This is a genomic window from Cognatishimia sp. (genome assembly GCF_049116455.1).
GTDB lineage: Bacteria > Pseudomonadota > Alphaproteobacteria > Rhodobacterales > Rhodobacteraceae > Cognatishimia.
In genome coordinates, this window is the sequence record NZ_JAGDYW010000003.1 from 882,526 (window position 1) to 896,144 (window position 13,619).

Here is a 13,619-nt window from a genome sequence, read left to right on the forward strand (position 1 = left end):
TGTCCGACCCTGATGGTTGGCTGTTGGTGCCATACGGCAATTGTGGTGATTTGTGCAGAGCGCATGCAAGCCCTTGCTCAAGTGCCGTAATTGGGTGCAAGTTGTTTCATGCCCATAAAAGAAAAATTTGTAATCGCCGACGTTCGCATTCCTCTCAAACGCAGGAAAAGTCTGGACTCCGCAAAAGTCGAAGACATTGCATACGATATGCTGGAAAACGGCCAAACAACCCCCATACGCCTAAGAACCGATAAAGGCGGCGGTTACATTCTCGTCGAAGGGTATCACCGGCTAGAAGCCTTGCGCGCTATTGGTGAAACTGAAGTCGAAGGATATCTGGTTCACGCTCAATTGCACTGAATGATACCCGTCGGAAGATTAACCTTTGAAAACCCAACCAATCGACACGCTGATCGTGAAAGCCTGCTTTCTGAAAGCTGCACTGGTAAGTGATAGACCGCGTCTAAGGGCTATGCTTACCTAAGCCAACGTCCACAATCAGTGCTTCGCGGCTGTATGTTCAAAGTGCAGCATCTGACACTTTGAGCTCAAACCAGACCTCCGTTGCAGCGCAGCATCAGCACAACCGGCAGTTTTGGGCGAAAGTTACCCACGACCCAAATCAGACATCCTCATTGAGGGGCGTATTTCCTGACACTTCCTCAAAGCGGACAATCCTATATCGCTTCATGCATCAGATCGCGAAGTACTTGCATTTCTATATTCCCCGCCATCTGACTTACGTTGAATCGTAGAAACGAATTCTTGGATTGGGTCGGACTGAAAACATTTCCGGGTGCGAGTACAACATCTTGCTTAAGAGCTTTCCGGGCTATCATTGCAGCATCCTGTCCATCTGGCAGTTCGCACCAGAGATAGAAACCGCCTTTGGGTTTCACAAAGGGCTTAATGTCCATTTCCTCTAACTCATCAGTAACGCGGTTACGGGCGCGGTCGAGTTTTACCCTAAGGGCCTCCATATGTTTGCGATAGCTGCCTTCGGTGAGGGCGGAATGGAGCAATTCTGTCACCATTGGGCTGGGGCCTCCGAAACTAATCGCAACCTGAAGCTCAGTGAGAGAGTCTATCCAATCAGGACGCGCTGCAATGTATCCGCAGCGCAAAGATGCCGATAAAGTTTTGGAGAAACTTCCAATCGTAAGAACCCGATTTAACCCATCAAGTGACGCCAGTCGCGGCGATAGCTCCGGTTCAAATTCGGCGAATATTGCGTCTTCTACAATCTGCAAATTGTATGCTTCGGCTAGCGTCAGAAGACGATGTACTGTCGCTGCATTGAGGGTTACGCCTGTGGGGTTGTGCAATGCGGAATTGGTCAGATAGAGCCGCGGACATTTTTTCCTAAGTACGTTTTCAAATTGGACAAGGTCAGGGCCGTTAGGCGTGAAGGGGACACTTACAATCGAAATCTGGTGAGCCCTAAGCAGAGCCTGAAAGTTGAAATAACAAGGGTCATCCACCAATACGGTGTCACCGGGCTTGAGCAGCAACCTGCAAATTAAATCCAGCGCCTGCGATCCAGAATTGGTGAGCAGAATAGAACCTGGATCTACTTCTATGTTCTGGCCGCAAAGCAGTCTTGCCACATGTTGACGCAACCCAGAATGACCCAGTGCGCAACTGTAATCTGTCAGCACATTTTCATCCCCTCGTGCAACGCGACGCATCGCTCGCCGAAGAGACGCGACAGGCATCCAATCGGCTGGCATCCATCCGCATCCGGGCTTTGAAATATCCTTGCTAGCGTCGATCGATTGCCGGGCGACCCAAAGTGGATCAATCTCACGCTCTAGCAACGGCCCAGTTTGTGAGACCTCAAAGGGCTGAACGTGGTCTGACACGAAAAAACCAGAGCCGCGTCGTGCAAAAATAACCCCTTCAGCGGCCAATACATCATAGGCCTCAACCACTGTCGAAGGCGACACGTTCAAACGAGATGCCAAGCCTCGAACCGATGGGAGTTTGTCGCCTGCTCCAAGTGACCGCGAACGGATACGGCGCGTGATATGCTCCATCACAAGAGTTCGACGGGTCGCAACAGCCATAATCGATCTCCTCTGTATGGGAACCTTAAGCAATACAGTTTGCGCCAATTGTATTGATCTGTATCTGCATTTTCCGCTCCCTTCCAGCTACAACATTCCAAAAGGAAGCTTTAAATTATGAACTCCTCATTTTCTGGTTGGGGCAGCGGGTTGCTCGGTGTGTTGATCTTCAGTGGATCGCTGCCTGCAACGAGAGTGGCTGTCAGTGGTCTGGATCCGCTCTTCCTCACATCGGCACGCGCGGTTATTGCAGCCTTGCTAGCGCTTTCTCTGTTGGCTTTTTTCAAAGAAAAGCTGCCATCTCGTAAGAACCTCTTTTCTTTAGTGGTAGTAGCCATAGGTGTCGTGATCGGCTTTCCGCTTTTGACAGCGCTCGCACTGCAGCACATCACGGCTGCGCATTCGATCGTCTTTATTGGTCTCTTACCTTTAAGTACCGCAACCTTTGGCGTGCTACGCGGCGGTAAACGTTCGACAGCGTTGTTCTGGGTATTCTCACTCCTAGGCAGCACTGCCGTGGTCGGTTTCGCCCTTTCCCAAAGCGCCGATGCGTCGCTCTTAGGCGATCTTTTTATGGTATCAGCGATCCTGGCCTGCGGATTGGGCTATGCAGAAGGCGCGCAGTTGTCTCGCAAATTGGGCGGATGGCAGGTGATTTCCTGGGCGCTCGTCCTGTCATTACCCTTGATGGCTGCTTTCGCAATTTTGACATGGCCACCGACAATAAAAGGCCTGTCCCTACCGGTCTGGCTCAGTTTAGGCTACGTCTCGGTCTTTTCGATGCTCGTTGGTTTCATTTTCTGGTATCGAGGCCTAGCTCTAGGCGGCACAGCAGGTGTAGGACAGCTGCAACTTCTCCAGCCGTTTTTAAGTTTAGCTCTAGCGTCTCTTCTGCTCGCAGAGCCCCTAGCGCCGTCTATGATCATTGTTACGTTCTTTGTGGTGATTTGTGTGGGAGGGGCCAAACGCTTCGCCTAACGGTCCAATCCGGACATTGGTCACGTTATCAAAGGCTACGGCCTAGAATTCCAAGCTGCACTAAAACACCTAGAATGCGAGGTATAGTCACGCAGGCGGAGCGCCAAGAGAGTCTCGTATTCTAAGGCTTGTTTCCAATTCTTCCATTCGCACGCCAGCGATCCCTTCCACCAGATTAGCAAGCTCGGTTGCCGCCTTACGGCCCATTTCGCGGTGCGGGACGTGGACCGTTGTCAGGGTCGGTGTGACGATGCTTGCGAGTTCGATATCATCAAAACCGGTGATCGAGATATCTTCTGGCACCCGTAGGCCGGCCTTACTCGCGTATCTCAAGGCCCCAACCGCAAGTACGTCATTGCCACACATCACAGCCGTTGGCGGGTTGGTTGAGGACAGGATCTGCTCCAATGCCCTTGCACCATTTTCAATCCCGTAGTTTGTTTCGACGACTTTCATCTGATCCACATCCAACCCGTTTTGTCGGAGTGCATTTTTGATGCCCTCAAGGCGGTTGAAAGCGCGATCGTTGCCCTCAATGATACCGGAGATCACGGCGATCTTTCTGTGGCCAAAATCGATCACCTTCTGCGCCAAGCGGCACATCGCGTTAAGATTATCAAATCCGATAGAGGGAAGATCGTGTTCAGGTGCGTAAGCCCAAGCTACAAACACCGGCACATTGCGCTTTCTGAGAAATTCATAGATCTCAGGTTCGCGATCATAACCGATCAAAAGCAGCGCATCTGCACCGCGGGCAACCAGCGTTCGGATCTGTTCCTTCTCGACTTCTGGTTGGTATCCGGAGCTGGAGACCAGCAATGTGAAACCACGTTTATGCAGCTCTTCTTGGAAGGCTTGAAGACCACGTGCAAAGATCGCATTTTCCATTGTCGGAATGATCGCACCGACAGTGAATGTGCGCTTGGCCGCCATCACGCGCGCACCGAAATGTGGTGTATAGCCAAGCTCTTCAACCGTTTTCATCACCTTGTCGAGCGTGGCTTTTGCAACCCGATCTGGCGTATTCAAACAGCGTGAAACCGTCGCCGTCGACACGCCTGCCACACGCGCGACATCATCCAATTTCGGAATGACCACTTTCTCGTTCATTGTCTGTCCATCGTCGAGCTTCCAAATTCCGAATATCATAATGAAGATTTCCGAAACAGGTAAGCAAACAATCGGCAAAATAATGTAAGCGCTTGCACTGGGTGAATGTAAGCGCTTACATTACATCTGAGAATCACTCATCCAGGAGCTCAAGTTATGTACCTCGCCATCTCAGCCATCGTCTTTGCAGTCTATTTCGCGAACGTATTGCTGGGCGCTTTTGCGAGCGATGCGTTTTTAGGGGACGTAGGTGAGATGTTGGTTCTTTTCGTGACAACAATCTTCTTTGTTGTCGCGATTTTGAAACGAGAGGCTGACCGAGATGAAAAGAACGGCAGCTGATTGAACGTTTGGGAGGACGTAAAATGACTGAAGAAAAACGTGAGCTGGCTTCTGCGGCCCGCCGCAATTTCCTCAAGTTGACATCGACGGGTGCGTTCACAGCTGCCATGGTGGCGGGTGCGGGTGGTATGTTGTGGTCATCAAAAGCTGTCGCACAGACCGCCAATGAAGAGCGTGAGCGCGAAAAGGCTGCAGATCATGTGATGACCATCGCGACAGCCTATGTTTTGGGTGCATCTCGCAGCTATCCGATCATGCAATTGGATCTGAAAGAAAATATTCAGAACGCAACCAACGGCAAAGTATACGTGAAACTGGCACCAGGTGGACAATTGGGAGCTGGCGGCGCGTTGGTTCAGAAAGTTCAGGGTGGCACCATTCAAGCCGCGCAGCATTCTCTTTCTAACTTCGCTCCATTTGCGTCCACAGTAGACCTGATCAACATGCCGTATCTCTGCGGTTCCAACCAACGATTCACAAACCTCGTGACATCTGACTACTGGAATGCCGAAGTACACCCAAAGGTCGAAGCCGCAGGCTTTAAGGCACTCTTCTATGTGAACATTGATCCGCGCGTAGTTGCTGTACGCAAAGGCGGCGCAGGCGCGGTTCTGTCTCCGTCTGACTTGGACGGTGTGAAGTTCCGCGTACCGGGCTCCAAGATGCTTCAGCAATACTACCGTCTGGTCGGCGCGAACCCAACTCCGGTGGCTTGGGGCGAAACCCCATCGGCGATCAAACAGGGTGTTGCAGACGCATTGGACCCATCTGTTGGAGCGCTTTTCGTATTTGGTTTCAAAGACATACTGTCACACGTAACCTTCACCCAGGCAGTACCAGACAGTCAGGTCTATTCCTGTAACCTAGAGTGGTTCAACTCGATGCCATCCGACGTTCAGGAAGGCATCATGTGGGGATCAGAAATGACCGCGCACCAAAACCTGTCCAAAGTACCATCCGCACGGTCGTACGCGATGTCCGAACTGGCCAAAGCAGGTGTGGAGTTCCACTCGCTGAGTGAAGACCAATTGGGCGAATGGAAAGAAGCCGGTGGTTACCAGCGTCCGGAATGGGATGAGTTCAAAATTGAACTCGGTGGCTCTCTGGACGCCTTCGCCAAGATGGAAGAGGCCGCGAGCACACAGGGCAAATATTACGTCCACGACGCGTAATCGACCCCTGAAATTTGGGCCGAACGCCGCAGGATTGCAGCGTTCGGTCTCACTTAAAACAAGAGCTTTTGGTTGACCCTTGCGGGTGGACTGGCCGCGCTTTTCCGCAATTCGGAGCAAACTGATGGGACTAATACGAACAATAGACAAGCAGGCCGAGCGCTGGCTGCTGCTGGTCTTTTACGTGATGCTCGTCATCACTATGGCCATCGAAGTAATGCGCCGCGAAGCTTTTGCCTATTCGTCAATCTGGGGCGAAGAGATCGTGCGCTATTCGTTTATTTATCTCGCCTGGATCGGAGCCGCCGCGGCGGTAAAAGAACGCGCTCATATTCGTATTGATGTGATCATGCATTACCTCGGACCACGCACCAAAGCCCTGCTCTATATTTTCGGTGATCTGGTCATGTTCTTTGTGGCCGTCATCGCGCTCTATTGGTCCTATGAAGCTGTTCATGTTTCGGCGAAATTTGGCTCCGTGACTGATGGCCTCAGAGTGTCCAAAGTCTGGTTCCTGATGGCGGTCCCTGCTGGTTTTTCCCTGATGATCTGGCGCCTTATTCAATCCTTCCTGCGCGACATTAAAGCTCTCAAAGATGGCAATCCCGTTTTTGAAGGCAACAAGCTGTTTGATTGAGGACGACCTAGATGCTTTGGAACACGATGAATCAAACCGTTGAATTGGGATGGGATTTTTATCTACCCGTCATTCTTTTCGTCGGCCTCATTGCCATGGCGGTCCCTGTCTGGGCGGCCATCGGTGTCGCAGCGATCGCTATGCTACACATGTCCGGCGACCTGCCGTTGAGCCTTGTTGGCGAAAGCTTGTTTGCCGGGATCGACGCTTTCGCGCTAACCGCGGTCCCACTCTTTATCCTGACAGGTGACGTTCTGGTCCGCACAGGTCTGAGCCGAAAATTCCTTGATGTGGCCGAGGCCCTGACCTGCTTCACCAAAGGTGGCTTTGGCTCTGCAACTGTTCTTGTTTGTGGAATGTTCGCAGCAATTTCCGGGTCCGACGCAGCTGGCGCTGCGGCCGTGGGTCGTATGACCATCGACCGGCTGGTCGAGAGCGGCTACCCCCGCCCATATGCCTGTGCTTTGGTCGCGGCCGGCGCCTGTACTGGCATCCTGATCCCGCCATCCATCGCTTACATCATTATTGGTCTGGTGCTAGGTATATCGGCTTCCACGCTTTTCCTCGCAGCTCTGATCCCGGGTTTGGCGATCCTATTATCGATCCTGATCACCAACCTCATTGTGAACCGTATTTATGACTATGAAGGCGGTGGCATGATGACGATGGGAGAATGGCTCTCTAACCTTGGTCGCGCGCTGAAATCCGGTTGGTACGCCTTTATTGTGCCTGGCATCATCTTCTATGGCATCTTCTCAGGTCGCCTGACGCCAACCGAAGCAGGTGCAACTGCCGTGGTTGTGACAATTGCTATGGGTTTCATTCTACGCACGCTAAGCCTTGCAGATTTTCCAGCTATGCTAGTCACTTCAGCCAAAGTAAACGGCGTGATCCTACCCATTATCGCTTTTTCTGCCCCATTGGCCGAGGCACTGGCAATCATGGGTGTGCCTCAAGGCTTCGTAACGTCCGTGACCGGTCTTACAAATGAACCATGGCTGCTCATTCTTTTGATGATCGGCATCCTGATCGCAGCGGGTTGTGTAATGGAAACAACGCCCAATATCGTGATCCTGGCGCCTATCCTGAAGCCGCTGGCGGATAACATCGGTATGAACGAAATCCAGTTCTGTATCATGATGATCACCGCACTGGGCGTGGGATTCATTACGCCCCCTTTGGGTCTGAACCTCTTCGTCGTATCCGGCATCACCGGAGAGAGTATCCTAAAAATTGCAGTGAGGGCAGTACCTTACGTCCTCTGTATGTTCGTCGTGGTACTCCTGATTGCCTATATTCCAGCAATTTCGACAACATTGCTGCCCGATATTTACAAGTAGAAAGCTCTGAGAAATGACACTCGAATACCTCAAAAAAGCTACCCTCACAGCGAAATCGGATGCGTCGGAAGTCCATGAGACGGTCAAGACCATCCTGAATGACATCAGCGAAGGCGGCGACACAAAAGCAATGGAATATGCGTCCAAGTTTGACCGCTATGACGGCAACGTGTTGTTGACTCAGACTGAGATCGACGCAGCAATCGCATTGATCCCAGAAAAACTGAAAGCAGACATCCGTTTTGCCCATGACAATGTGAAACGCTTTGCCGAAACACAGAAATCGACCCTTTCGGAAGTCGAGATGGAAATCGAACCAGGTTTTATCGCCGGTCAGAAAGCCATCCCGGTTGACGCCGCAGGGTGTTACGTTCCGGGTGGTCGCTACAGCCATATTGCCAGCGCGATCATGACTGTGACCACCGCGAAAGTGGCTGGATGCCGTCACATCACAGCGTGTTCACCTCCTCGCCCCGGTGTTGGTGTGGCCCCAGCGATAATCTATGCAGCGCACATCTGTGGCGCGGACAAGATCATGGCGATGGGCGGCGTTCAGGGTGTAGCGGCGATGACCTTTGGTCTATTCGGCTTGCCCAAAGCCAATATCCTCGTTGGTCCGGGCAACCAGTTTGTCGCCGAAGCGAAGCGCATCCTCTTTGGTCGTGTGGGCATCGACATGATCGCCGGTCCGACCGACAGTCTTATTCTGGCTGACAATACTGCTGATGCATATATCGTGGCGACAGATTTGGTCTCCCAGGCAGAACATGGGTATAACTCTCCAGTTTGGCTGGTTACAGATGATCGCGCTTTGGCTGAAAAGGTCATGGAAATTGTACCCGCTCTGATCGAAGATCTGCCGGAACTGAACCGCGACAACGCCTTTGCGGCATGGCGTGACTATGCCGAGGTTATCCTCTGCGCCGATCGCGAGGAAATGGCAGCTTGTTCGGATGATTACGCGCCGGAACACCTAACGGTTCAAGCTGAAGATCTGGATTGGTGGTTGGAGCGTCTGACTTGTTATGGCTCTCTATTCCTGGGCGAAGAAACCACCGTGTCTTATGGCGATAAAGCCACCGGCACGAACCATGTTCTACCGACCTCGGGTGCGGCCAGCTACACAGGTGGTCTGTCTGTGCACAAATACATGAAAATCGTGACTTGGCAGCGCACCACACGTACAGCATCCAAACGTGTTGCTGAAGCCACGGCCCGGATTTCACGCCTTGAAGGCATGGAGGGGCACGCGCGTGCAGCAGATGTGCGTCTGGCAAAATATTTCCCTGATGAAACATTCGATCTGACTGCGGACGCTGACAAAGATGCACGATCCACGACAACTTTTTGACCTGAACGGAAAAGTCGCCTGTATCACAGGCGCGAGCTCTGGTCTTGGGCGACGAGCGGCGATTGCTTTGGCCGCTGCCGGTGCGCAGGTCGTCGGTGTCGCGAGACGCGAAGATGCGTTGGCGAGCCTTTGTGACGAAGTGGGAGCACAAGCGGCGGCTGTGGCTGCTGACATCACCGACCGCGAAGGTATTGCTGATCTGGCGGATCGCATTTCACAACCCTTTGGCGCGCCGGATATCGTGATTCATGCAGCCGGACTCAACACGCGCGAGCCTGCAGACGAGGTGACCGGTCGAGGTTGGGATCAAACGCTCGCCATCAACCTATCCGCCCCGTTCTTTCTGTCGCAGGCGCTTGTACCCGCTATGAAGGGAAAAGGTTGGGGGCGCATCGTGAACTTTGCTTCGTTGCAAACCACGCGCGCCTTCCCCGGGGGGATTGCTTATGGGGCGACCAAGGGAGGGGTCGGCCAATTGACCCGTGCAATGGCCGAGGCATGGTCGCCCCATGGCATTACTGCAAATGCTATTGGACCAGGGTTTTTCCCAACAGAACTCACCGCTGCTGTGTTTGACGACCCTGCGCGCGCAAATCGCAATGCTCAGCAAACCTGCATCGGGCGCAACGGCACGATGGAAGACATGGACGGTCCCCTGCTGTTTCTGTGCTCCGAAGCCTCCTCTTACGTCACCGGACAGGTTTTGATGGTTGATGGGGGGTTCACTGCAAAATGAAAGCACTTGTTTATGACGGCGTGCAGACCCTAGGGTTTCGCGAGGTCCCAGACCCAACCCCCCAAGACGAAGAGCACTTAATCAAGATCGAAGCCGTTGGTATCTGCGGTTCAGACATGCATGCCTACCTCGGTCACGATGCACGTCGGCCTGCCCCATTGATTTTGGGCCACGAAGGCGCAGGAACCATCGTGGGTGGCCCAAAAGACGGCAACCGTGTGACAATCAACCCTTTGGTATCCTGCAGAACATGCCGTGCCTGCAAAGCTGGTCGCGAAAACCTTTGTCCGACGCGGCAAATCATATCGATGCCGCCGCGCGAAGGCGCATTCGCGCAATATGTGGCCATGCCAGAGAGCAACCTTGTTGAAGTGCCTAAACACATTTCTTTTGGGATCGCAGCCTTGGCTGAACCCATGGCAGTCAGCTGGCACGCTGTACGGCTGGCACTGGATGCGCTTCATCCTAGTATGGATAAGCGCGCTTTGGTTATCGGTGGTGGTGCCATTGGACTCGCTGCAGCTTTGGCGTTGCGCGCCATGGGTATTGAGGATGTGATCATCGCAGAACCCAATGACATGCGACGCAGCTTCTTAGCTCAGCAATGCGGTCAAACCGCTGTCAAAACCCCAACGGGCAGCTTCCCGATCGTTGTTGATGCCGTCGGGTATGCTGCAACGCGGGCCACGGCGTCAGCACTTGCTGACCCTGGCGGGGTCATCACACACGTCGGATTGGGTGAGGACATGGGTGGCTTGGATATTCGGCGCATGACGCTGCAGGAAATCGTCTTCATTGGCACATACACCTATACAGCGCAGGATTTTCGAAACACGGCGCAGGCCATGTTTGACGGTCGGCTTGGCCCTCTGGATTGGACAGAGACGCGTTCCCTTTCGGAAGGGAACTCTGCCTTTGTCGATTTGCTGAGCGGCGCTGTGGCAACCCCGAAAATCATCCTTGATCCATGGAATTAAAGTCAACGCGCTTAAGCAAAACCGGCGCTTCCCAGAAAGGTAAATAGAATGAACATCGACAAGAAGATCGCCGATGATCTTGTTGCGAACGACGTTTCTTTCGTCACCACGGTCCCATGCAAACAGCTGGCCGGAGTGATTGATGAAATTGAAAACCGTGACGACATCTTACACGTTCCATCCAACAAAGAAGACGAAGGCATGGGGCTCTGTGCTGGAGCATTCATGGGTGGCAAACGCCCAGCTATCATCATGCAAAACACGGCCCTCGGCGTAACACTAAATACGCTGGCAACGCTAACTCAGTTCTATCGCATGCCTCTGCCAATGATCATTTCTTACCGAGGTGAGTTGCGCGAGCCGGTCGCCTGCCAGGTTGAAATGGCTGTGCACACAAAGGCGCTTCTGGCGCAGCTTAACATCCCGACTTACCATTTTCATTGGCAAAAGGATGTAGAGGAATTCGACAACATCCTGAAATATACATTCATGAGCAATAAACCCGTCGCGATCTTGACGGACGCAAACTTCTGGGGAGGCTATGGCGATCAATGATCCGTTCTGAAATTCTAAAAGAAATCGCCCCGATCATCCGCGACCATCTGGTTGTGTGCAACATTGGCCTTCCAAGCCAAGAACTGCACATGATCGACGATCAGCCAACCAACTTTTACATGCTGGGCACCATGGGGCTGTCATCCTCGATTGGTTTCGGTTTGGCGCTGGCCCAGGACAAACCAGTGATTTCCATCGACGGGGATGGCTCTGTTTTAACCAATCTTGGCACTCTGCCCACAATCGCCAATAACGCGACAGGTAACTACACGCTGCTGATTATCGACAATGGATCTTATGGCTCAACCGGGGATCAACCTACCTATGCCGGCAAGAAAACCTCTCTTGCAGCAGTGGCGAAAGCCTGCGGATGTGAGACAGTGATCGAGGTTCAAGACCAAGACCTTGGCCCTGTTCTGCAGAATGCGATCGACAGTGATGAGATGACGGTGATTGTTTGCAAATGTGATAGCGGCAATATCAAACTGCCTGTCATCACAATGGATCCCGTGGTGATCCGCCATCGTTTCATGGAAGCAGTCAAAGCCTAATGTTTTCTAACACAATTCACAGCGCTGAAGACGCCCGGCGCATCGCCAAACGGCGCCTGCCGTGGATGGTGTTTGACTATATCGACGGCTCTGCCGGAGCGGAAAAAGGTGCGGCGCGCAATCGTGCCGCACTTGATAATGCAACCTTATCTCCGCGCATCCTGAGAGATGTCAGCCAACGCTCCCTTTCAAAATCGGTCTTTGGCAAACTCGCTCAGCGCCCTTTTGGCATTGCGCCGATGGGGATGTGCAATCTCGCAGCACCCGGGGCTGATCTCATGCTCGCGCGACTCGCGGCTAAATATGACATCCCTCACTGCGTTTCGACTGTCGCTTCCACTCCTTTGGAGGAAATCATCGAGGTCGCAGAAGGCAATGCTTGGTTTCAGCTGTACTTTAGCGGAAGTGGAGAAGGGACATTCAAGCTCGTCGAACGGGCCAAAGCAGCAGGATATGAAACACTGATACTTACAGTGGATGTTCCTGAAGTTGGTCGTCGCCCGCGCGAATTACGTCATGGTTTCAAGATGCCCTTTAAGATCGGCGTATCCCAATTCATCGACTTTGCTCTGCACCCCAGATGGTCGCTTTCAACACTGTCTGCCGGCAAACCGGATATGGCTAACTTTAAAATGGAAGGCTTTGAATTCGACCGCACAGAAAGTCGCGCCAAAGCAACATGGGAAACTTTGGACAAGTTGCGCCAGGTCTGGCGAGGAAACTTGGTGGTCAAGGGCGTGCTGGATGTGGAAGATGCGCTGCAACTCAAAGCCCATGGTGTTGACGCAATTCAGGTTTCCAGCCATGGCGCGCGCCAATTGGATAGCGCTCCGTCACCCTTCAAAATGATTTCCCACATGCGCACCGCGCTCGGGCCGGAGTTTCCACTTTTCTACGATAGCGGACTGCGATCTGGGGAAGATGTTTTGAAAGCGATCGAAGCTGGAGCTGATTATACGTTCTTTGGGCGCATCTTGCAGTTTGCAATCGCTGCTGGCGGGGAAACGGGGCTCGAGCAGCTTTGGGATGTACTGAGCGACGAAACATCAATCGCCATGGCTCAAATTGGGATTAATCGATTGTCTGAAAACCCAAAGGCACCCTACGTTTAAGCTTAATCGATCTTTATGATATTTGTCTGACGTCAACGCTTATGGGGCCAACTAGGGCAATTTGATAAGAAAGTGTTCAGAGCTCATGGTAACCACCGAGGAGTGGACGATGAGTAAGACAAGTATGAGCCCCGGCGAAATCATCGCCGCAATTAGGAATGGAACAATCAGGCGCGTCGGAAACAGGATGGGATGGGAAGGCTACAAGTCCATACACGTTTATCATGATGACGTGGCAGCCGCGCTTCGGCCCACCCTACTCGAAGCCAAAAGCATTGAGATGTTCGCCAAATCCGTTGGTATTCATCAGCCTTCAAAACTGAAACTCATGATCGGTGATGGTCATTTCCAAACTTCGGTCCTAACAAACCCCATCACCAAAAAGCGCCAGATTTACTTTACACCAGAAGATGAAGATACATTTCATTCGCAGTTTCTTACGCCAAAAACGCTCGCTCTAGAGTTCGGAGGCACTGCGCGAACGACTATTCGCAAATTGCGCCTATCCAACGTCGAGCCCATTTCAGCTCATGATCTTAGGTATGGGAGTGTGTATTCTCGTGAAGAGGTTGAAAACGTTCTAAAGTAAAACACTCGGAACAAAGAAAAGGCGCAGGTTCGTTCCTGCGCCTTTTTTGTTGTCCAGATCGCCTTCAAATTTGGCAATCCAGAAAACCTATGGTGTGAATTTC

The 13,619-nt window shown here is 52.4% G+C and carries 15 protein-coding genes; 13 read left to right on the forward strand and 2 right to left on the reverse strand.

Annotated elements, in window-relative coordinates; translation table 11 throughout:
• Window positions 1-108: 108 nt before the first annotated feature.
• Window positions 109-360 carry a ParB N-terminal domain-containing protein gene (locus tag JXQ85_RS09370; protein WP_421748634.1) on the forward strand — a complete coding sequence of 84 codons (252 nt, stop codon included), beginning with the start codon at window positions 109-111 and terminating at the stop codon, window positions 358-360.
• A 317-nt stretch (window positions 361-677) separates the two neighbouring features.
• On the opposite strand, the gene JXQ85_RS09375 is transcribed toward JXQ85_RS09370, so the two are convergent.
• Window positions 678-2,036 carry a PLP-dependent aminotransferase family protein gene (locus JXQ85_RS09375; RefSeq protein WP_421748635.1) on the reverse strand — a complete coding sequence of 453 codons (1,359 nt, stop codon included), beginning with the start codon at window positions 2,034-2,036 and terminating at the stop codon, window positions 678-680.
• A 147-nt stretch (window positions 2,037-2,183) separates the two neighbouring features.
• On the opposite strand from JXQ85_RS09375, the gene JXQ85_RS09380 reads away from it, so the two are divergent.
• Complete coding sequence (locus tag JXQ85_RS09380; protein WP_421748636.1) at window positions 2,184-3,044, forward strand: DMT family transporter; 861 nt, start codon at window positions 2,184-2,186, stop codon at window positions 3,042-3,044.
• Between the two features lie 87 nt (window positions 3,045-3,131).
• Here the strand turns inward: JXQ85_RS09380 and JXQ85_RS09385 are convergent, their stop codons facing one another.
• Entirely contained in the window at window positions 3,132-4,154 is a 1,023-nt protein-coding gene (locus tag JXQ85_RS09385) for a LacI family DNA-binding transcriptional regulator (RefSeq protein WP_421748637.1), read from the reverse strand.
• Window positions 4,155-4,310: 156 nt separating this feature from the next.
• Here JXQ85_RS09385 and JXQ85_RS09390 point away from each other — a divergent pair, with 156 nt between their 5' ends.
• From JXQ85_RS09390 to JXQ85_RS09440, 11 genes are all read left to right on the forward strand, one after another.
• Complete coding sequence (locus JXQ85_RS09390; RefSeq protein ID WP_421748638.1) at window positions 4,311-4,496, forward strand: hypothetical protein; 186 nt, start codon at window positions 4,311-4,313, stop codon at window positions 4,494-4,496.
• Window positions 4,497-4,519: 23 nt separating this feature from the next.
• Window positions 4,520-5,668 (forward strand): TRAP transporter substrate-binding protein, encoded by a 1,149-nt coding sequence (locus JXQ85_RS09395; RefSeq protein ID WP_421748639.1) that lies wholly within the window; start codon window positions 4,520-4,522, stop codon window positions 5,666-5,668.
• A 124-nt stretch (window positions 5,669-5,792) separates the two neighbouring features.
• The gene (locus JXQ85_RS09400; RefSeq protein ID WP_421748640.1) at window positions 5,793-6,305 is read left to right on the forward strand and encodes a TRAP transporter small permease; all 513 of its coding nucleotides are present in this window, start codon (window positions 5,793-5,795) and stop codon (window positions 6,303-6,305) included.
• A gap of 11 nt (window positions 6,306-6,316) precedes the next feature.
• The gene (locus tag JXQ85_RS09405) at window positions 6,317-7,645 is read left to right on the forward strand and encodes a TRAP transporter large permease (RefSeq protein WP_421748641.1); all 1,329 of its coding nucleotides are present in this window, start codon (window positions 6,317-6,319) and stop codon (window positions 7,643-7,645) included.
• Between the two features lie 13 nt (window positions 7,646-7,658).
• Entirely contained in the window at window positions 7,659-8,996 is a 1,338-nt protein-coding gene (gene hisD / locus JXQ85_RS09410; RefSeq protein WP_421748642.1) for a histidinol dehydrogenase, read from the forward strand.
• The gene (locus tag JXQ85_RS09415) at window positions 8,971-9,732 is read left to right on the forward strand and encodes an SDR family NAD(P)-dependent oxidoreductase (protein ID WP_421748643.1); all 762 of its coding nucleotides are present in this window, start codon (window positions 8,971-8,973) and stop codon (window positions 9,730-9,732) included. Before hisD ends, JXQ85_RS09415 begins: the two co-directional genes overlap by 26 nt.
• Window positions 9,729-10,709, forward strand: a complete 981-nt coding sequence (locus tag JXQ85_RS09420) for an alcohol dehydrogenase catalytic domain-containing protein (RefSeq protein WP_421748644.1) — start codon at window positions 9,729-9,731, stop codon at window positions 10,707-10,709. Before JXQ85_RS09415 ends, JXQ85_RS09420 begins: the two co-directional genes overlap by 4 nt.
• A gap of 48 nt (window positions 10,710-10,757) precedes the next feature.
• Entirely contained in the window at window positions 10,758-11,264 is a 507-nt protein-coding gene (gene comD / locus JXQ85_RS09425) for a sulfopyruvate decarboxylase subunit alpha (RefSeq protein ID WP_421748645.1), read from the forward strand.
• Window positions 11,261-11,815: a sulfopyruvate decarboxylase subunit beta gene (comE, locus tag JXQ85_RS09430; protein WP_421748646.1), complete on the forward strand. Its 555-nt coding sequence runs from the start codon at window positions 11,261-11,263 to the stop codon at window positions 11,813-11,815. The genes comD and comE overlap by 4 nt, the downstream gene beginning before the upstream one ends.
• Window positions 11,815-12,927, forward strand: a complete 1,113-nt coding sequence (locus JXQ85_RS09435; protein ID WP_421748647.1) for an alpha-hydroxy acid oxidase — start codon at window positions 11,815-11,817, stop codon at window positions 12,925-12,927. Before comE ends, JXQ85_RS09435 begins: the two co-directional genes overlap by 1 nt.
• 109 nt (window positions 12,928-13,036) lie before the next feature.
• A complete protein-coding gene (locus JXQ85_RS09440) occupies window positions 13,037-13,516 on the forward strand; it encodes a hypothetical protein (RefSeq protein WP_421748648.1) in 480 nt (159 codons plus the stop codon).
• Window positions 13,517-13,619 lie beyond the last annotated feature (103 nt).